The 19,584-nt window shown below is 70.3% G+C and carries 16 protein-coding genes; 8 read left to right on the top strand and 8 right to left on the bottom strand.

The window, feature by feature from the left end; genetic code table 11:
• Positions 1–15: 15 nt before the first annotated feature.
• Positions 16–2,529 carry a DEAD/DEAH box helicase gene (locus OG223_RS08765; protein ID WP_329244813.1) on the bottom strand — a complete coding sequence of 838 codons (2,514 nt, stop codon included), beginning with the start codon at positions 2,527–2,529 and terminating at the stop codon, positions 16–18.
• Positions 2,530–2,674: 145 nt separating this feature from the next.
• Between OG223_RS08765 and OG223_RS08760 the strand changes: the two genes are divergently transcribed.
• Positions 2,675–3,466: a metal-dependent hydrolase gene (locus OG223_RS08760; protein WP_200682452.1), complete on the top strand. Its 792-nt coding sequence runs from the start codon at positions 2,675–2,677 to the stop codon at positions 3,464–3,466.
• Between the two features lie 38 nt (positions 3,467–3,504).
• Here OG223_RS08760 and OG223_RS08755 read toward each other — a convergent pair whose 3' ends face one another.
• From OG223_RS08755 to OG223_RS08740, 4 genes are all read right to left on the bottom strand, one after another.
• Positions 3,505–3,774: a type B 50S ribosomal protein L31 gene (locus tag OG223_RS08755; RefSeq protein ID WP_329244807.1), complete on the bottom strand. Its 270-nt coding sequence runs from the start codon at positions 3,772–3,774 to the stop codon at positions 3,505–3,507.
• 51 nt (positions 3,775–3,825) lie between these two features.
• Entirely contained in the window at positions 3,826–4,302 is a 477-nt protein-coding gene (locus OG223_RS08750) for a DUF5709 domain-containing protein (RefSeq protein ID WP_329244803.1), read from the bottom strand.
• A gap of 426 nt (positions 4,303–4,728) precedes the next feature.
• Positions 4,729–6,510, bottom strand: a complete 1,782-nt coding sequence (locus tag OG223_RS08745) for an ABC transporter ATP-binding protein (protein WP_329244800.1) — start codon at positions 6,508–6,510, stop codon at positions 4,729–4,731.
• Positions 6,507–8,399, bottom strand: coding sequence for an ABC transporter ATP-binding protein (locus tag OG223_RS08740; RefSeq protein ID WP_329244797.1), 1,893 nt, complete (start codon positions 8,397–8,399; stop codon positions 6,507–6,509). The genes OG223_RS08745 and OG223_RS08740 overlap by 4 nt, the downstream gene beginning before the upstream one ends.
• A gap of 209 nt (positions 8,400–8,608) precedes the next feature.
• Here OG223_RS08740 and OG223_RS08735 point away from each other — a divergent pair, with 209 nt between their 5' ends.
• The 3 genes from OG223_RS08735 to OG223_RS08725 all read left to right on the top strand — a co-directional run bounded on the left by OG223_RS08735 (position 8,609) and on the right by OG223_RS08725 (position 12,588).
• Positions 8,609–9,367 carry a L,D-transpeptidase family protein gene (locus OG223_RS08735; protein ID WP_329244794.1) on the top strand — a complete coding sequence of 253 codons (759 nt, stop codon included), beginning with the start codon at positions 8,609–8,611 and terminating at the stop codon, positions 9,365–9,367.
• A gap of 10 nt (positions 9,368–9,377) precedes the next feature.
• Positions 9,378–11,018, top strand: coding sequence for a peptide-N4-asparagine amidase (locus tag OG223_RS08730; protein ID WP_329244790.1), 1,641 nt, complete (start codon positions 9,378–9,380; stop codon positions 11,016–11,018).
• A 172-nt stretch (positions 11,019–11,190) separates the two neighbouring features.
• On the top strand, positions 11,191–12,588 hold the full coding sequence (locus OG223_RS08725; protein ID WP_329244787.1) for a cation:dicarboxylate symporter family transporter: 1,398 nt from the start codon (positions 11,191–11,193) through the stop codon (positions 12,586–12,588).
• Positions 12,589–12,666: 78 nt separating this feature from the next.
• On the opposite strand, the gene OG223_RS08720 is transcribed toward OG223_RS08725, so the two are convergent.
• On the bottom strand, positions 12,667–13,518 hold the full coding sequence (locus tag OG223_RS08720; protein WP_329244784.1) for an SDR family NAD(P)-dependent oxidoreductase: 852 nt from the start codon (positions 13,516–13,518) through the stop codon (positions 12,667–12,669).
• 59 nt (positions 13,519–13,577) lie between these two features.
• Between OG223_RS08720 and OG223_RS08715 the strand changes: the two genes are divergently transcribed.
• Positions 13,578–14,261, top strand: a complete 684-nt coding sequence (locus OG223_RS08715) for a TetR family transcriptional regulator (protein WP_329244781.1) — start codon at positions 13,578–13,580, stop codon at positions 14,259–14,261.
• A 27-nt stretch (positions 14,262–14,288) separates the two neighbouring features.
• Here OG223_RS08715 and OG223_RS08710 read toward each other — a convergent pair whose 3' ends face one another.
• Positions 14,289–15,257, bottom strand: coding sequence for a GlxA family transcriptional regulator (locus OG223_RS08710; RefSeq protein WP_329244778.1), 969 nt, complete (start codon positions 15,255–15,257; stop codon positions 14,289–14,291).
• A gap of 121 nt (positions 15,258–15,378) precedes the next feature.
• Here OG223_RS08710 and OG223_RS08705 point away from each other — a divergent pair, with 121 nt between their 5' ends.
• Positions 15,379–16,017, top strand: a complete 639-nt coding sequence (locus tag OG223_RS08705; RefSeq protein ID WP_329244775.1) for an HD domain-containing protein — start codon at positions 15,379–15,381, stop codon at positions 16,015–16,017.
• 79 nt (positions 16,018–16,096) lie between these two features.
• Here the strand turns inward: OG223_RS08705 and OG223_RS08700 are convergent, their stop codons facing one another.
• On the bottom strand, positions 16,097–16,564 hold the full coding sequence (locus OG223_RS08700; protein WP_329244772.1) for a MarR family winged helix-turn-helix transcriptional regulator: 468 nt from the start codon (positions 16,562–16,564) through the stop codon (positions 16,097–16,099).
• 130 nt (positions 16,565–16,694) lie between these two features.
• Between OG223_RS08700 and OG223_RS08695 the strand changes: the two genes are divergently transcribed.
• Together OG223_RS08695 and mltG are read left to right on the top strand one after the other, a co-directional pair.
• Positions 16,695–18,497, top strand: a complete 1,803-nt coding sequence (locus OG223_RS08695; protein WP_329244769.1) for an ABC transporter ATP-binding protein — start codon at positions 16,695–16,697, stop codon at positions 18,495–18,497.
• A 43-nt stretch (positions 18,498–18,540) separates the two neighbouring features.
• Positions 18,541–19,383 (top strand): endolytic transglycosylase MltG, encoded by an 843-nt coding sequence (mltG, locus tag OG223_RS08690; RefSeq protein WP_329244766.1) that lies wholly within the window; start codon positions 18,541–18,543, stop codon positions 19,381–19,383.
• The last annotated feature ends 201 nt before the right edge of the window (positions 19,384–19,584 follow it).

Here is a 19,584-nt window from a genome sequence, read left to right as displayed (position 1 = left end):
GGGTTTCTCCTGTGCTCAGAGCTGGCCGACGTCGGTGACGCGGACGACCGCACGGCCCTCCTCGTCGGAGGCAGCGAGATCGATCTCCGCGCTGATGCCCCAGTCATGATCGCCGTTCGGGTCGGCGAAAATCTGCCGAACGCGCCACAGGCCGTGCTGCGGCTCCTCCTCGATGAGCAGGAGCTTGGGCCCGCGGGCGTCGGGTCCGGTGCCGAGGTCCTCGTACTCGTCCCAGTACTTGTCCATCGCCTCGCCCCAGGCGTCCGCGTCCCAGCCCGCCTCGGCGTCCAACTCGCCCAGCTCCCCGACATGGTCGAGGGCGGCGAGCTCCACGCGACGGAACATCGCGTTGCGCACCAGGACCCGGAAGGCGCGCGCGTTCGCGGTGACCGGCTTGACCTGGTCGGCCTTCTCCTGGGCCTCCTCGGCGGTCATCTCCGCCGGGTTGGCCAGTTGCTCCCACTCGTCCAGCAGGCTGGAGTCGACCTGGCGCACCATCTCGCCGAGCCAGGCGATCAGATCCTGCAGGTCCTCGGACTTGAGGTCGTCCGGGACGGTGTGGTCGAGGGCCTTGAAGGCACCGGCGAGGTAGCGCAGCACGATGCCCTCGGTGCGGGCCAGCTCGTAGTACGAGGTCAACTCCGTGAAGGACATGGCCCGTTCGTACATGTCCCGGATCACGGACTTCGGGGACAGCGGGTGGTCGCCGACCCACGGGTGGCTCTTGCGGTACGTGTTGTACGCGTGGAAGAGCAACTCCTCCAGCGGCTTGGGGTAGCTGACGTCCTGGAGGCGCTCCATGCGGTCCTCGTACTCGACGCCGTCCGCCTTCATCGCGGCCACGGCCTCGCCGCGCGCCTTGTTCTGCTGGGCCGCCAGGATCTGCCGCGGGTCGTCCAGCGTGGACTCGACGACGGACACCATGTCCAGCGCGTACGACGGCGATTCGGGGTCCAGCAGCTCGAACGCGGCGAGGGCGAAGGTCGACAGCGGCTGGTTGAGGGCGAAGTCCTGCTGCAGGTCGACCGTGAGGCGCACGATGCGGCCCTCGGCGTCCGGTGTGTCCAGCTTCTCGACGATGCCGCCGTCCAGGAGCGAGCGGTAGATGGCGATCGCACGCCGGATGTGCCGCAACTGCTGCTTGCGCGGCTCGTGGTTGTCCTCCAGGAGATGCCGCATCGCGTCGAAGGCGTTGCCGGGGCGGGCGATCACCGACAACAGCATGGTATGCGTGACCCGGAAGCGGGAGGTCAGCGGCTCCGGATCGGAGGTGATGAGCTTCTCGAAGGTGCCCTCCGTCCACCCGACGAAGCCTTCGGGAGCCTTCTTGCGGACGACCTTCCGGCGCTTCTTCGGGTCGTCGCCCGCCTTGGCGAGCGCCTTCTCGTTCTCGACGACGTGCTCGGGCGCCTGGGCGACCACGAGCCCCGCCGTGTCGAACCCCGCGCGTCCGGCGCGGCCCGCGATCTGGTGGAACTCACGGGCGCGCAGCGTGCGCACCCGGATGCCGTCGTACTTGGCCAACGCAGTGAACAGCACCGTGCGGATGGGCACGTTGACGCCCACACCGAGCGTGTCCGTACCGCAGATGACCTTCAACAGGCCCGCCTGCGCGAGCTTCTCCACCAGGCGCCGGTACTTGGGCAGCATGCCGGCGTGGTGCACACCGATGCCGTGCCGTACGTAACGGGAGAGATTGCGGCCGAACTTGGTGGTGAAGCGGAAGCCGCCGATCAGCTCGGCGATCTGGTCCTTCTCCTCGCGCGAGCACATGTTGATGCTCATCAGCGCCTGCGCCCGCTCCACGGCCTGCGCCTGGGTGAAGTGCACGATGTAGACCGGCGCCTGCCGGGTCTCCAGCAGCTCGGTCAGCGTCTCGGTGAGCGGGGTCAGCCTGTACTCGTAGGACAGCGGCACCGGCCGGGTCGCCGAGCGGACCACCGACGTGGGGCGCCCGGTGCGGCGGGTGAGGTCCTTCTCGAACATCGCGACGTCGCCGAGCGTGGCCGACATCAGGATGAACTGCGCCTGCGGCAGCTCCAGGATCGGGATCTGCCAGGCCCAGCCGCGGTCCGCCTCCGCGTAGAAGTGGAACTCGTCCATGACGACCTGGCCGACGTCCGCGTGCTTGCCGTCGCGCAGCGCGATCGACGCGAGGACCTCCGCGGTGCAGCAGATGATGGGCGCGTCCGAGTTGACGGACGCGTCGCCGGTCAGCATGCCGACGTTCTCGGTGCCGAACATCTTGCACAGCTCGAAGAACTTCTCCGAGACCAGTGCCTTGATCGGGGCGGTGTAGAAGGTGACCTCGTCCCGGGCCAGCGCGGCGAAGTGCGCACCGGCGGCGATCATGCTCTTGCCGGAGCCGGTGGGCGTCGACACGATCACGTTCGCACCGGAGACCACCTCGATCAGCGCCTCCTCCTGATGGGGGTAGAGCGTGAGACCGCGCTCCTTGACCCACGACTCGAAGGCTTCGTAGAGGGCGTCGGGATCTGCGGTCGGCGGCAACTGGTCGATGAGGGTCACGACCCCATCTTGCCTGGCGCCGTGGCCGATGGGGGAATCGGCTGCGGGGAGGAAGATCGCTACCGCTACGCTGTGGCGCCGACAGAGTGTCAGGGCGCCCGAGCAACTGACCGGCGGCGTAAGAGGAATGGGGCGGGGAACGGCCATGATGGGACCAGCACACTCACTGTCGGGAGCGGCGGCCTGGCTCGGCGTCGGAGCGGCGACCGCCGCGGCCGGACATCCGATGCCCTGGCCGGTGATCCTGGTCGGCGCCCTGATCTGCGCCGGCGCCGCGCTCGCCCCGGACCTCGACCACAAGGCGGCGACCATCTCCCGGGCCTTCGGACCCGTCTCCCGGACCGTGTGCGAGGTCGTCGACAAGCTCTCGTACGCCGTCTACAAGGGGACCAGGAAGCAGGGCGACCCGCGCCGCAACGGCGGGCACCGCACGCTCACCCACACCTGGCTGTGGGCGGTCCTGATCGGGGCGGGGAGTGCGGGCGTGGCGATCCTGGGCGGTCGCTGGGGAGTGCTGGCGATCCTCTTCGTGCACATGGTGCTGGCCATCGAGGGTCTGCTGTGGCGGGCGGCCCGCGGCTCCAGCAGCGACATCCTGGTGTGGTTGCTGGCGGCGACCAGCGCGTGGATCCTGGCCGGAGTGCTGGACAAGCCGGGCAACGGTTCGGACTGGCTGTTCACGGATCAGCACCAGTACCTGTGGCTGGGCCTGCCGGTCGTGCTGGGTGCGCTGGTGCACGACATCGGGGACGCGCTGACCGTCTCCGGCTGCCCGATCCTGTGGCCGATCCCCTTGGGCCGCAAGCGCTGGTACCCGATCGGGCCGCCGAAGGTGATGCGGTTCCGCGCGGGCAGTTGGATCGAGCTCAAGGTGCTGATGCCGGTGTTCATACTGCTCGGGGGAGTGGGCTGCGCGGCGGCGCTCAACGTGATCTGAGCGCCCGCCTCGGTTCCGTCTCCGGCGCGGGCACCGGCTCACGCCCCGCCGGAACCCTCGCCCACCCCGCCGCCGTAGCGCCGCTCGAACTGGGCGATACGCCCCTCGGTGTCCACCGTCCTGGCCTTGCCGGTGTAGAAGGGGTGGCTCTCCGAGGAGATCTCCACGTCCACGACCGGGTAGGTCTCGCCGTCGTCCCACTCGATGGTCCGGTCGCTGGTCGCGGTGGACCGTGTCAGGAAGGCGTATCCGGCGGCGCGGTCCCGGAAGACCACGGGGTGGTAGTCGGGCTGCTTGTCCTGCTGCATGGCTGCTCCTCCTGCGGCGCTGGTGCGGTTGACGGCGGCGGGGCGGCGAGGTCAGCCGTAGAGGGAGTCCTCGTCCTCGTCGACGATGTGCATCGCGGCCTCCTCGGCGGAGGCGGCCGCGCCGTCGATGCCCACGTCCGTGGCGATCAGGCCGCTCTCCTCGTCCTCGTGGGCCCCTTCGTCGGGTGCCACGAGCCGACCGGAGCGGACGTCACCGACCTCGATGTCCCGGAGTTCGCCGTCGGTGTCCTCGGAGTCGCCGAGGCCGTCGCCGTCGGACACGGCGAGATCCGGGACCTCCTCGGCGAGGCGCTGGTCGAGCGACTCACCGTGCTGACGCTCCGAGGCCGTGACATCGGCGCGTTCCACCGCCCAAGGGCGATCCGGTGGGGACCAGCCGCGGTCGAGGGGGTCCTCGACGCCGTCGGCCACCAGGGTGTCCTCCGCGTCGAGCAGACCCGCGTCGTCCTGCACCTCGGATCCGTCGGGCTGGTAGACGTCGTCTCCCCATCCGTCGACGCTGTTCACGGCTACCTCCAGGGGGTGGGGACCGGCCCGTTCTCACCGCGGCGGCGGGGCGCCGCTGTGCGGGGCACAGGCGACGCCCGGCACGAACCACATGGTCCCCGGGCACTTCCCGAACCGGTGCCGCTCCCCAGCCTTCCACCCCTTTTCCCCACCGCGCAACGGCACGGCCCGAGTGGCCCGGCTTCCCACCAGCCCCTCCGCTGCTCACCCCGCACGCCATCGCGCCCCGAAAGGGGCGCGGGGAACGGCGCGCCCAGCCCCCACCGGCCCGCAGATCAGTCGCCTCCCACCCGGACCAGCCCCCACCGGCCGGCAAGCAGGTCACGTCCCTCCCCGACCGGCCCCCACCGCCCGCAGGCCAATCACCCCCACCCCGACCAGCCCGCTCACCCCACCCGTGGCTCAGTCACCGCCCCACCGGCGGAGCTACCCGTGCCAGGATCGCCAAAGCGCCGCATACGCCCCCTCCGCCGCCACCAATTCGTCGTGGCTGCCCAGTTCGCTGATGCGGCCGTTCTCGACGACGGCGATGACGTCCGCGTCGTGGGCGGTGTGCAGGCGGTGGGCGATCGCGACGACCGTGCGGCCGTCGAGGACGCGGGCCAGGGAGCGTTCCAGGTGACGGGCCGCGCGCGGGTCGAGCAGCGAGGTCGCCTCGTCCAGGACCAGCGTGTGCGGGTCGGCCAGCACCAGCCGGGCCAACGCGATCTGCTGGGCCTGGGCCGGGGTGAGCGCCAGCCCGCCCGAGCCGACCTCGGTGTCCAGGCCGTCGCCGAGGGCCCGCGCCCACCCGTCCGCGTCGACCGCGCCCAGCGCCGCCCACAGCTCGGCGTCCGCCGCGTCGGTCCGGGCGAGCAGGAGGTTGTCGCGCAGGGAGCCCACGAAGACGTGGTGCTCCTGGTTGACGAGGGCCACATGGGAGCGGACGTGTTCCGCGGTCATCCGGGAGAGTTCGGCGCCGCCGAGGGTGATCCGGCCGTCCCGGGGCGCGTAGATGCCGGCGAGGAGCCTGCCCAGGGTGGACTTGCCCGCCCCCGAGGGGCCGACGAGGGCCAGCCGGGTGCCGGGCGCGACCTCCAGGGACACCTTGCGGAGCACGTCGACGCCCTCGCGGTAGCCGAAGTGCACCCGGTCCGCGTGCACGTCCCGGCCGTCCGGGGACAGCGCGGCGTCCCCGGCGTCGGGCTCGATGTCGCGGACGCCGACCAGCCGGGCCAGCGAGACCTGGGCGACCTGGAGCTCGTCGTACCAGCGCAGGATCAGGTTCACCGGGTCGACGAGCATCTGCGCGAGCAGGGCGCCCGTCGTCAGCTCGCCCACCCCGATCCAGCCGTTCAGGACGAACACCCCGCCGAGCATCAGGACCGAACAGAGCACCGTGACATGAGTGATGTTGATGACCGGGAAGAGCACCGACCGGAGCCAGAGCGTGTAGTTCTCCCAGGCTGTCCACTCCTTGACGCGGCGCTCCGAGAGGGCGATCCGCCGGTCGCCGAGGCGGTGCGCCTCGACGGTGTGGCCCGCGTCCACGGTCTCGGCGAGGGCCGCGGCCACGGCGGCGTACCCGGCGGCCTCGGAGCGGTAGCCGGCCGGTGCGCGCTTGAAGTACCAACGGCAGCCGATCACCAGCACCGGCACCGCGATCAGCACGGCGGGCGCCAGCGACGGCACGGTGACGACCAGACCGCCGAGCAGCAGCAGCGCCCACACCACACCGATCGCCAGTTGCGGCACGGCTTCCCGCATCGCGTTGGCGAGCCGGTCGATGTCGGTGGTGATGCGGGACAGGAGGTCGCCGGTGCCCGCCCGTTCCAGGACACCCGGCGGCAGCCCGACCGACCGGACGAGGAAGTCCTCGCGCAGGTCGGCCAGCATCCGCTCGCCGAGCATCGCGCCGCGCAACCGCACCTGATGGATGAACACGGCCTGGACGGCGAGCGCGACCGCGAACACCCCGATGGTCAGGCCCAGATGAAGGTCCCGCGCTCCGTCCGACACCCGCTCGACGAGATCGCCGAGCAGATAGGGGCCCACCATCGAGGCGACCACGGCGACCGTGTTCACGCCGACGAGCAGGAAGAAGGCACGGCGATGCCGCCGGAACAGTTCGGACACGTAGGCCCGTACGGTCGCGGGGGCGCCGACCGGCAGGGTGTTGGCGGTGGTCGGGGCCGCCGGGTCGTAGGCCGGGGGCGCCACGCCGATCATGCGCTCTCCTCGATTTCTTCCAGTGCGCTCCGCAGCGCGGCTTCGTCGTCCAGGGCATCGTCGTGGTCCAAGGCACCTCGGAGAGGAGCCTCGTCATGGTTCAACTCGCCGCGCAGGGAGGCCTGTTGGTCGTCCGACGCCTCCCGCGACGCGGACTCCTCCTCGGTCTCGCGTGTCACCACGGCCCGGTACCGGGGTTCGCTCCGGAGCAGGTCGCGGTGGGCGCCGACCGCCACCACCGCGCCCTCGTGCACGAGCACGACCCGGTCCGCGTGGTCCAGGAGCAGCGGCGAGGAGGTGAACACCACCGTGGTCCGGCCCGCCCTCAACTCCCGTACGCCGTCGGCGATCCGGGCCTCGGTGTGGGAGTCGACGGCGGAGGTCGGCTCGTCCAGGACGAGGACCTCCGGGTCGGTGATCAACGACCGCGCCAGGGCGAGCCGTTGGCGCTGGCCGCCGGAGAGGGAGCGTCCGCGTTCGGTGATGCGGGCGTCCATCGGGTCGGTGGTGTCGAGCGAGCCCTGCGCGAGCGCGACCAGCACGTCCCCGCACTGCGCGGCGGCCAGGGCCTCCTCCGCGCCGACCGCACCCGAGGCGGGCACGTCGAGCAGCTCGCGCAGCGAACCGGACAGCAGCACCGGGTCCTTGTCCTGGACGAGGACGGCGGTGCGCGCCGAGTCGAGGGGGAGTTCGTCGAGCGGTACGCCGTCCAGGAGCACGGAGGTGCCCGCGTCGGCGGGGTGTCCGCCGAGACGTTCCGCCAGCCGCCCGGCCGCGTCGGGGTCGCCGCACACCACGGCGGTGAGCCGGCCGGAGGGCGCCAGCAGACCGGTGTCCGGGTCGTACAGATCCCCGGCGGGCACCTCGGCCGCCCGTGTTCCCCCGGTGTCGGTGACCCGCTCCAGGGACAGCACGTGCGCGGCGCGCTTGGCCGAGGGCCGGGAGAAGGAGTACGCCATGGCGATCTCCTCGAAGTGCCGCAGCGGGTAGGACATGATCATCACCGCGCTGTAGACGGTGACCAGTTCGCCCACCGTGACCCGGCCCTGGCGGGCGAGCTGCACACCGTGCCAGACGATCGCGATCAGCAGCAGACCCGGCATCAGCACCTGGATCGCGGAGATGACCGCCCACATCCGGGCACTGCGCACGGCCGCGTGGCGGACCTCCTGCGAGGCACGGCGGTAGCGGTCGAGGAACAGTTCCTCGCCGCCGATGCCGCGCAGCACCCGCAGTCCGGCGACGGTGTCCGAGGCGAGCTCGGTGGCGCGGCCCGCCTTCTCGCGCTGCACGTCGGCGCGCCGGGTGGCGCGGGGCAGCAGCGGCAGCACGGAGATCGCCAGCACGGGCACACCCACGGCGACGACGACGCCGAGCGCGGGCTGGTACACGAACAGGCCGACGCACACGATGACGATCGTCAGCGCGGCGGCCAGGAAGCGCGACAGCGCCTCCACGAACCAGCCGATCTTCTCGACGTCACCGGTGGACACGGCCACGACCTCACCGGCGGCGACCCGCCGGGTCAGCGCCGAGCCGAGGTGGGACGCCTGGCGGGCCAGCAGTTGCTGGACGCGGGCGGCGGCCGTGATCCAGTTGGTGACGGCGGTCCGGTGCAGGAAGGTGTCGCCCACGGCGATGCCCGCCCCGCACGCCACCATCAGCCCGCCGGTCAGCGCCAGCCGGCTTCCGGAGCGGTCGACCACGGCCTGCACGGCGAACCCCACACAGAACGGCAGCGCGGAGACGGACACGAAGTGCAGCAGCCCCCAGGCCAGGGACTTGAACTGTCCACCGAGCTGATTCCGGCCGAGCCACCACAGGAATCGAGGCCCCGAGCGCGCGTCCGGCACACCCGGGTCGGGATACGGAAGGTCTTGAATCTGCATGACGTCCCAGTGGCTCTTGTCTGGCGGGAAGGGGGAGGAGGAAGGAGGGAACCGCGGAACGCGGCAACAAACCGTGAAAGGTTCGCGTCGCAGCGTGGTCGGAAGCAAGGGGTTTTCCCGGCCGGGGGTCAGAACCGGCGTTCACCCATCAGGGGTGATATGTCCGTGACCTCACACAATGCCGCTGAATGCGATGTGACCATGGCCCGATGCAGAGTGGCGGCACACGACGTGCGACGGTCGCGATGGCGGCTCTCGGTTCCCTCCTGACGATGACGACCCTGTCCGCGTGCGGAAGCGCGCACACCGCACACCCCGGCGGCCGGGAGGGAAGACCCGGCGCGCAGGCGACCCACCCGAGACCGGTCACCACCGCCGTCCCGGACCCGACCCGCATCCCGGACGTCGGCGACCGGCTCCAGCGCGCCCTCCCCGCCGACACCGGCCAGGTCCTCGCGGTCTACGGCGACGGCAAGGACTCCCCGAACTCCACCGCCGTGCTGTTCACCAAGCGCGGCTCCACCTGGCACCGGGCCGCCGGTTGGCCCGCGCACAACGGCAAACTGGGCTGGACCACCGACCATCACCTCGACGACAAGCGCAGCCCCGTCGGCGTGTTCACGCTGACCGCCGCGGGCGGCGTCCTCGACGACCCCGGCACCGAACTCCCGTACTCCCAGGACGAGTCGTACGAGGCCCCGCGCGACTGGGACGAGTCGCACTGGCACGACTTCGACTACGTCATCGCCATCGACTACAACCGCGTCCCGGGCACCCCGCCCGACGACGGGGAGCAGCCCGAGGGCGAGGACAAGGGTGGCGGGATCTGGTTGCACCTGGACCACGGCAGCGGTACGTCGGCGTGCGTCAGCCTGTCCAAAGAGGCGATGGAGTATCTGCTGCGCACGCTCGACCCGGACCGGCATCCCGTGGTGCTGATGGGGGACAGGGCGGGCCTCAAGGGGTAGAACACCGCCCATGAGAAACCGGATAGTCATGTCCATGCTCGCCGGGGCGGCCCTCCTGGCGAGCACCCTCCTCGGTGCCGGCCCCGCTCAGGCGTCCGACGCGAAGACTCAAGCGGTCGATACGAAGGCCCAAGTCGCCGACGTCCCCGCCGAGTTCGGCACCGACTGGCACGACCCCCTCACCGCCGCCCCGCCCATCGCCAAGCCCGCGACGAAGTCCTGCCAAGTCACCCTCGCCGACACCGAGTTCCGCGACTTCACCCCGTACCGGGGCACCTACACACCGCCCAAGGCCTGCGGCGACCACTGGAGCAAGGTCGTCCTGCGCCTCGACGGCACGGTCAAGGGGCGGCAGTACGACCGGCTCGGCTATCTGCACGTCGGCGGGGTCGAGATCCTCCGTACGTCGACACCGGAGCCCTCGCCCGACGGCATCGCCTGGTCCGTCGAGAAGGACGTCACGCGTTACAGCGCCACCTTCCGCAGCACGCAGGACGTCGAGATGCTCATCGGCAACGTCGTCGACGACACCTACACCGGTGTCATCGGCGTCAAGGCCACGCTGACGTTCTACGAGGGCAGACCCGCGGCGGCGCAGACCCCCGACCGCGTCCTCACCCTCGCAGCCGACTCGACCCTCACCACCCCGCGCAACAGCGAACGCATCGTCGCCGAGGTGTACGCCACCGGATCCGGCGGCGGCTGCGAGGAGTTCTGGTATCTCGCGGTGCCCGGCTCGGCGCCGTACTCCTGCCAGGCCGACAAGGGTCCCTACCGCGAGGTGCAGATCAAGGTCGACGGCCAACTCGCCGGAATCGCCGCCCCGTTCCCGAACGTGTGGACCGGCGGCTGGTCCGACCCCTTCCTCTGGTACGTCATTCCCGGCCCGCGCGCCTTCGACGTGAAGCCGATCGAATACGACCTCACCCCCTTCGCCGGGCTGCTCAACGACGGCCGCCCGCACCGCGTCGACGTCTCCGTCGTGGGCGTGCCCGAGGGGCAGAGCGGCTGGAGCGCGCCGGTGAACGTGCTCGTCTGGCAGGACGCGCAGCGCGCCCACGTCACCGGGAAGCTCACCCTCGACCGGGCGGGCGAGCTCGCCAACTCCTCGACGTACACGCCCGGTTCGGAGGAACGCGTGGACACCGACGCGGGCCATCGGCTGACCGTCGCCGGGTACGTCGACACCTCGCACGGCCGGGTACGGACCACCGTCGACCGGACGCTCGCGAACACCTCCGTACACCGTTGGACCGACGGCGAGAACACGGACGGGCTCGACGCGACCTGGACGGACGACGAGTCGGTGACCGTCGACGGGCATGGACCGGCCCGGACGACGGCCACGCACCGGACGTACACGATGAACGGCGCTACGACGATCGGGACCGACGACCGGCTGCGTACCGTTCTCACACTGGGCGACCGGGCGACGGTCGTCGATACGCGGGACGGGCGGCGGACCGGGTGGTCGCGGCTCGACGACACCTACAGCGGCGACGCGACCTACACGCTGAACGTGCCGCGCGACCAGCGGCACGCGGTCGGGACGTCGAGTGAGCGCTACCGGCTGTACGGCTCCGGCGGCTGCTACGACCGTTCGCTGACGACCGTGCAGGGGGTGCTCACCGAGGACCGCGACGGCTGCTGAGGCGTCCTGCGTGCGACGCGTCACTCAGGCGGGTGTTTTACACGGCTGTCACACGGAGGTTTTCCGGGGGATCAACAACGGCTCCAAAGTGTCCACTTGGAAGCCGCTTTCCGTATCGCAGAAGTCACCCCACTCGACTTCCGTGAACGACCGTCCCCCTCAAGGAGTGCCCGTGCCGCCGTCCGTCCCGCCCCTGCCGCGACGCGTCGCACGCATATTGCGTACCTCTCTCTTCGCGCAGGTCGCCTGCGCGCTGGTCCTCGGAATCCTCGTCGGAAAGCTGTGGCCCGACGTGGCCACGGACCTTCAGCCCCTCGGCGACGGATTCACCCGGCTCATCAAGACGATCATCTCGCCGCTCGTGTTCTGTGTGGTCGTCGTCGGGATCGCCAAGGCCGGTGACCTCAAGGCCTTCGGCCGGATCGGCCTCAAGGCGCTGATCTGGTTCGAGGTCGCGAGCACCGCGGCGCTGATCATCGGTCTCGTCCTCGCCAACGTCGTCCAGCCCGGCTCCGGGATGCATGTCGACCCGGCCACCCTCAACACCTCGGCGGTGGACGCGAAGACGGGCGGCGGCTCGCTGCCCTCGACGACCGAGTTCATCGTCAACGCGCTCCCGACCAGCTTCATCGGCGCCTTCGCCGAGAACTCCCTGCTCCAAGTCCTCATCCTGGCCTGCCTGGTGGGCGCCGCACTGCTCCACCTCGGCCACACCAAGGTGCCGCAGGTCCTGCCCGCGATCGAGCAGGCACAGGAGATCATCTTCGCGATCGTCGGCTTCGTCATGCGACTCGCCCCGCTCGCCGTCTTCGGCGCGATGGCCGTCCTCGTCGGCCAGTACGGGCTCGGCGTCATCAAGACCTACGCCAAGCTGATCATCCTCTGTTACGTCGCCGCCGCGCTCTTCGTCGCGCTGCTCGCCGTCGCGCTGCGGCTGGTCACCGGGCTCAGCCTGTGGAAGTTCCTCCGCTACATCCGCGAGGAGATGCTCCTCGCGCTCGGCACCGCCTCCACCGAGTCCGTCATGCCGCGCGTGATGCAGAAGCTGCGCAAGGCCGGCGCCCGGGACGACGCGGTGGGCCTGGTGCTGCCCACCGGCTACTCCTTCAACCTCGACGGTGCCTCGCTCTACCTCTCGATCGGCACGCTGTTCATCGCCCAGGCCGTCGGTGTCGACCTCAGCCTCGGCCAGCAGATCACCGTCGTCCTGGTGCTCATGCTGACCAGCAAGGGCATGGCCGGCATCCCCGGCTCGGCCTTCCTCGCCCTGTCCGCGACCGCGTCCTCGCTGGGCGCGATCCCGGCCGGCGCGGTCGCCCTGCTCCTCGGCGTGGACCGCATCATGGACTCGATGCGCGTCGTCACCAACCTCCTCGGCAACTGCGTCGCCGTCTTCGCGGTCTCCCGCTGGGAGGGCGCACTCGACATCGAGCGGGCCAAGAAGGTCCTCGACGGCGAGATCACGGACGTGGAAGAAGGCGAACTCGCGGCCGTGGAGGAAGAGGCCGTTCGGGAAGACGCGGAGATCCCCGCGCAGCGCGTCAAGGAGACTGCCCCCGAGGCCAGTTGAGGGTGAGTCGGTTCGTCGTGGCGGGCTGCGGCTCCTGCTCCGTCTTTACGGTGGGGGAGTCGCGGCCCGTTCTTCTGGCTACGCGAGGTCGACCGGGTAGTCCTGGTCGAAGTCGGCCGAGCGGCTCACCGATTCCCATGTGGCCGCCTGGGCGATCTGGTCGCGTGAATAGCTCTGCGCCATCTCGACCGCGATGACGCCCAGGAGGAGATGGGAGGGCAGGTTCGGCTGCTTGACGAGCCGGACCAGGATCTCCCCGGCCCGCTTCGGGTCGCCCGCGGCGGTCACGGGACCGTCGAAGAGGCGGATCACCGCGCCGACTGTCTCGTCGTACTCCGGCGGAACCTCCGGGATCTGCATCGACGAGCCGGCCCAGTCGGTCGCGAAGCCACCCGGTTCCACGACGAGGTACCTGATGCCGAACGGCGCGGTCTCGGCCGCGAGCACGCGCGTGAAGCCGTCGACCGCGAACTTGGCCGCCTGGTACGACCCGAGCCCGGGATTCCCGCCGACCCGACCGCCGACGGACGAGAACTGCACGACCGTGCCCGCGCCCTGCGCCTTGAGGAACGGGAGCGCCGCCGTCGAGACGTTGTAGACCCCCCAGAAGTTCGTGTCGAACTGTCGGCGGAAGTCGTCCTCGGGTGTCGTCTCGACCGGGGAGAGGTTGGCGTATCCGGCGTTGTTCACGACCACGTCGATCCCGCCGAAGCGGTCGACTCCCGCCTGTAGAGCGGCCGTTGCGGCCGTCCGGTCGGTGACGTCGAGTGCGACCGGCAGTACGCGGTCGCCGTACTTCTCCACGAGGTCGTCCAACTGCTCCGGCTTGCGTGCCGTGGCGACGACCCGGTCGCCGGCCTCCAGGGCGGCGACGGTGAGGTTGCGGCCGAAGCCGCGGGACGAACCGGTGATGAACCATGTCTGAGTCATGGCTCTAGCAAAACACTGTTTCGTTATTAGTGCAACCGGGTTGCGCTATGCTGTGCGGCATGAGCACGCCCGGTCCCCAGCGCGCCCGCAGTGCGGCGGCCAAGCAACAGCGAGAGCGAGCGATCCTCGACGCCGCTCGGGCCCTCGGCGCCGAGCGCAGCGTGCGCGAGGTCACCCTCACGGACATCGCCGCCGCCGTCGGCATGCACAAGTCCGCCATGCTGCGGTACTTCGAGACCCGGGAGCAGATCTTCCTGGCGTTGACCGCAGAAGGCTGGGAGGACTGGTCGGCGGCGCTCCGCGCGCGGTTGCGCGAACTCGCCGACGGGGACTCCGACATGGTCGCCGCCGCCATCGCGCAGTCGCTGGTCGCGCGGCCGTTCTTCTGCGACCTGCTCGCCCAGGCGCCGTTGAACCTGGAACGCAACGTCTCACTCGAGTCGGTGTACGAGTTCAAGACGGTCGCACTCGGCGAAGTCGCCGCGGTGGCAACCGAGTTGTGCCGGATGCTCGCGATCACCGAGCGCTCGGCCATCGACGTGATCGCCACGGCGACGAGCATGGCCGGGGCGCTGCTGCAGATGGCCGCCCCCGGTACCCGCCTCCGCACGCTCTACGAAACCCGCCCCGAGTTGGCGCATGCCCTGGTCGACGTCGAACCCCAACTGACCCGCATCCTGGCCGCGTTGCTGACAGGACTCCGTGCCACTACGGCGCCAACGCACCCTTCCGCGAAGGCATGACCCGAGCCGAAGCCGGCCGGTCACGGCTCAGGGCATCGGTGACGGGCGGCGCGTGCTGGCGAACCGACTGCGATAGTGCGTCGGTGTCGTGTCCAAGTGGCGGGCGAAGGCGCGGCGCAGGGACTCGTCGGTGCCGAGCCCGCTCTGGTGTGCCGCGGAGGTGACGCTGTGGCCTTCGAGGAGGAGATGCTGGGCGCGGTCGAGCCGGACCCGTTCGACCCAGCGGGCGGGCGTGGTGCCGAGTTCGGTGCGGAAGAGTCGCGTCAGGTGGCGGGGGCTGACGGCCGCCGTCGCCGCCATGGCGGGCAGGCTGTGGTCGCCGGCCGGGTCGGCCAGCACGGACGCGATCAGCGACCGTAGCGGATCGGTGCGCGGTGGCCGGGTCGCGGTGGCGGTGGAGAACTGCGACTGCCCGCCCGGGCGTTGCATGAAGACGACCAGCTCGCGCGCGATGTCCCTGGCCACGTCCGCTCCGTGGTCGTCCTCGACGAGGGCGAGTGCCAGGTCGATCCCGGCGCTGATGCCTGCCGAGGTGACGAAGCGGCCGTCGCGGACGTGGATGGCGTCCGGTTCGACGCGCACCAGGGGGTAACGGCGGGCCAGTGTCTCGGCCTGCCGCCAGTGGGTCGTGGCCGAACGGCCGTCGAGCAGGCCGAGTTGGGCGAGGAGGAAGGCGCCCGTGCAGACGGACGTGACCCGGGCGGAGTGGTCGGTGAGGACGCGGGCCGCGGTCAACAGGGCTTCCTCGGCGGGCTGTTGAGCGAGCCGGTCGCCTCCCGTGACCACGACCGTGTCGACCGGTCCGGCGTCGACCGCGGTCACCGTGCCGGTCAGCGTCAGCCCGTTGGCCGCGGTGACCGCGCCGCCGTGGGGAGAGATCAGCGCCAGCTCGTAGGGGTGGCCGAGCCGGCCCGACTGGTGCAGCACCTCGGCGGGACCGCTGACGTCGAGCATGGTCACGCCGTCGAAGACGAGGAATCCGACCCGGTGCGTCATCCCTGGAGCTGTGTCTGAATCTGTGGTTTATGTGGCCGTGAGGACATGGCTCCAGCGTACGCCGCCGCCGATCCTGGAGACACAGCCCATGGAGAGAAGAGATCGAGGAGAGGGAACGACGATGAGTGAAGTGATCGCAGGCGTGGAGATCCCGGACAGCGTGCTGGCGCGCGAGGCGACCGAGCTGGTGCGCGAGGCCACGTCACCGTTGCTGTACGACCACTCCCGGCGGGTGTTCCTCTGGGGAGCCCTGCGCGGCCGGGAGCAGGGCATCGACTACGACCCCGAACTGCTCTACGTGGCCGCGATGTTCCACGACCTCGGACTCACCGAGAGGTTCCGCCGCACCGACCAGCGCTTCGAGATCGACGGCGCCGACGAGGCCCGCCGGTTCCTGCATGCCCACGGCATCACCGGTGAACCGGCCGACCGAGTCTGGGCGAGCATCGCGCTGCACACCACCCAGGAGATCCCATTGCACATGTCGGCCGAGATCGCCCTGGTCAACCGGGGTGTCGGACTGGACGTCGTGGGCATCGGCTACGACGCCGTCTCCGACGAACAGCGCGCTGCCGTCGTGGCGGCGCACCCCCGCCCGGACTTCAAGAACGGCATCCTCGCCGCCTTCACCGAGGGCATCAAGGACCGCCCCGAGACCACGTTCGGCAACATCAAGGCGGATGTGCTGGCCCACTTCGTACCCGGCTTCGTGCGGGGCGACTTCGTCGAGAAGATCAAGGACTCGAACTGGCCGGAGTGAGGATCAAGGGCTCGAACGGGCCGGAGTGGAGATCAAGGGCTCGAACCGGCCGGCGTGAAGCCCTCGCGACCGCCCGTGGTCAGCAGGGCCGCCCGTGCCCCTCATGGGCGCCGGGCGCTCCGTCCACCAGCGTGTCCAGCAAGGTCCGCAACACCTCGCGCTCCACATCCGTGAGCGGTGCCAGGATCTCGTCCGCCGCACCTCGGCGGGCGCTGCGCAGCTCGCTCAGCGCCTTGCGGCCGTCGTCCGTGATCTCGATCCGGATCACCCGCCGGTTGGACGGGTCGGGCACCCGCCGTACCTTGCCGTTCGCCTCCAGGCCGTCGACCAGTGTCGTCACGGCGCGCGGGACCACCTCGAGGCGCTCGGCGAGGTCGGCCATGCGGGGCGGCGAGCCGAAGTGCGCGAGGGTGCGCAGCAGGCGGGACTGGGCCGGGGTGATGCCGAGGTCGCGCTGCTCCAGATGGCGCTTCTGGATGCGGTGAACCCTGCGGGTGAGCCGCAGCAACTGCTCCGCGAGGAGCCCGTCGGAATCGGGGGTGGTCATACGGGAACAATATCAGGACCTGGTTCATTGTGAGTATAGGTAACAATGAGCTATGCTCCATCAGGTCTCGTCGCTCCACGAGTTCTGAGCGCCTGACCAGTCCTGATCGCCTCACCATCCGTAGGAGACCATGCCCCGCGACGACATCAAGTGGACACCGTCCCCCGGCACCTCGACCGACCAACCCCGGCAGGTGCGCCGCATCCTCAAGCTCTTCAAGCCCTACCGCGCCCGGCTCGCGGTCGTCGGCCTCCTGGTCGGTGCCGCGTCCCTGGTCACCGTGGCGACCCCGTTCCTGCTGAAGGAGACGCTGGACGTCGCCATCCCGCAGGGCCGCACCGGTCTGCTGAGCCTGCTCGCGCTCGGCATGATCCTGAGCGCCGTCCTGACCAGCATCTTCGGCGTGCTGCAGACCCTGATCTCCACGACGGTCGGCCAGCGCGTCATGCACGACCTGCGCACAGCGGTCTACGGCCGGCTGCAGCGCATGTCGCTCGCCTTCTTCACCCGGACCCGCACCGGCGAGGTCCAGTCCCGCATAGCCAACGACATCGGCGGCATGCAGGCCACCGTCACCTCCACGGCCACCTCCCTGGTCTCCAACCTCACCAGCGTGGTCGCCACGATCATCGCGATGATCGCCCTGGACTGGCGCCTGACCGTCGTCTCGCTGCTGCTGCTCCCGGTCTTCGTGTGGATCAGCCGCCGGGTGGGCAACGAACGCAAGAAGATCGCCACCCAGCGCCAGCGCCAGATGGCCGAGATGGCCGCCACGGTCACCGAGTCGCTGTCCGTCAGCGGCATCCTGCTCGGCCGCACCATGGGCCGCTCCGACTCGCTCACCCGGTCCTTCTCCGAGGAGTCCGAGGGGCTCGTCGACCTCGAAGTCCGGTCGAACATGGCCGGCCGCTGGCGCATGGCCGTCATCTCGATCGTGATGGCCGCGATGCCCGCCGTCATCTACTGGACCGCCGGCATGACCCTCCACCTGGGTGGCCCGGACGCCTCGATCGGCACCATCGTCGCCTTCGTCTCGCTCCAGCAGGGCCTGTTCCGCCCGGCCGTCAGCCTGCTGTCGACCGGCGTCCAGATCCAGACCTCGCTGGCCCTCTTCGCCCGCATCTTCGAGTACCTCGACCTCCCGATCGACATCACCGAGCGCGAGAACCCGGTCCACCTCGACACCATCAAGGGCGAAGTCGCCTTCCAGGACGTCGAGTTCCACTACGACGACAAGAGCGGCGCCATCCTCGACGGCGTCGACATCACCGTCCCGGCCGGCAACAGCCTCGCGATCGTCGGCCCGACCGGCGCCGGAAAGTCGACCCTCGGCTATCTCGTGCCCCGGCTCTACGACGTGACGGGCGGCCGGGTCACCCTCGACGGGGTCGACGTCCGCGACCTGGACTTCGACACGCTCGCGCGGGCCGTCGGCGTCGTCTCCCAGGAGACGTACCTCTTCCACGCCTCGGTCGCCGACAACCTCCGCTTCGCCAAGCCGGACGCCACCGACGAGGAGCTGCACACGGCGGCGCGCGCGGCGCAGATCCACGAACACATCGCGGGCCTGCCCGACGGATACGACACGGTCGTCGGCGAGCGCGGACACCGGTTCTCCGGCGGCGAGAAGCAGCGCCTGGCCATCGCCCGCACGATCCTGCGCGACCCGCCGGTCCTCATCCTGGACGAGGCGACCAGCGCGCTGGACAACCGCACCGAGGCCGCCGTCCAGGACGCCATCGACGCCCTGTCGGCCAACCGCACCACGCTCACCATCGCCCACCGGCTGTCCACCATCCGCAGCGCCGACCAGATCGTGGTCCTCGACTCCGGGCATGTGGCGGAGCGGGGCACGCACGAAGAACTGCTCGACCAGGACGGGCGGTACGCGGCCCTGGTACGCCGGGATGCCCAACTGGAACCGACAAGCTGAAGATATGCCGGGTTTGTGGCGATATGCGGGTTACCGTGCCCGCATGCAGATGAACACTCCGCCACGGAGCACGATTCGACTGACCCGCAGGGGCCGGGTCGCCCTCATCGCGACCGGGGCCGTCGTGGCCGGCACCGCCGTGGCGGTGCCGCTGCTGAGCCTGGAGACCGAGGGGGACTCAAGGCCCACGTCCCTGGTGATCCCGGAGGGCTGGCGCTCGGGCCAGATCTACGAAGCCGTCGACAAGGCCCTCGCGCTGCCGGTCGGTACCACCAAGAAGTCGATCGCGAAATCCGGCCTGAAGCTGCCGAACGACGCGGAGGGCAACCCCGAGGGATATCTCTTCCCGGCGACGTATCCGCTGGAGAAGAAGTCGACGCCCGCGTCGCTGCTGTCGTTCATGGTCAACACCGCGAACCGGAAGTTCAACGGCGCCCCGGTCGCGGCCGGCGCCCAGCGCAACGCGATGAACGTCTACCAGGCCGTCACCATCGCGAGCATCGTGCAGGCCGAGGCCGCCTCCACGGCGGACATGGGGAAGGTGGCCCGGGTCATCTTCAACCGCCTCGAACGCGGGATGCCGTTGCAGATGGACTCGACCATCAACTACGCGCTCAACCGCGCCACGTTGAAGACCACCACCAGCGACACCCGCCTCGACAGCCCCTACAACTCCTACCAGCGCATGGGCCTACCGCCCACCCCGATCGACAACCCGGGCGAGGACGCGATGCGCGCCGCGATCAACCCGCCCCCGGGCGACTGGCTGTACTTCGTCACGGTCAAGCCCGGCGACACCCGCTTCGCGGCCACCTACGAGGAACACCAGCGCAACGTCGCCGAGTTCAACGCGGCCCAGAAGAGCAGCGCACCGCCCACGAAGTGACCTGCTCAGGACGACGTCAGGCGGCGCTCGCTCTCGGGCCGACGGCCGCCTGATGTCTCGTGGGGCTGTGCGGAGGCGTTCGGGGACGGTGTGCTGGTGCGACGGCATGTGTGCCTTCGGCGAGGACGTTGCCCCTCGGCCCGCGAAGCGGCCTGGACGGCACAGCGCCAGGCAGCGACCGATCCCGTGAACCGCCCCCGC

This window comes from Streptomyces sp. NBC_01478, assembly GCF_036227225.1.
In the GTDB taxonomy this organism is placed as follows: domain Bacteria; phylum Actinomycetota; class Actinomycetes; order Streptomycetales; family Streptomycetaceae; genus Streptomyces.
Note: the sequence above shows the minus strand (reverse complement) of the source record. Positions and strands in the feature narration are given on the sequence as shown.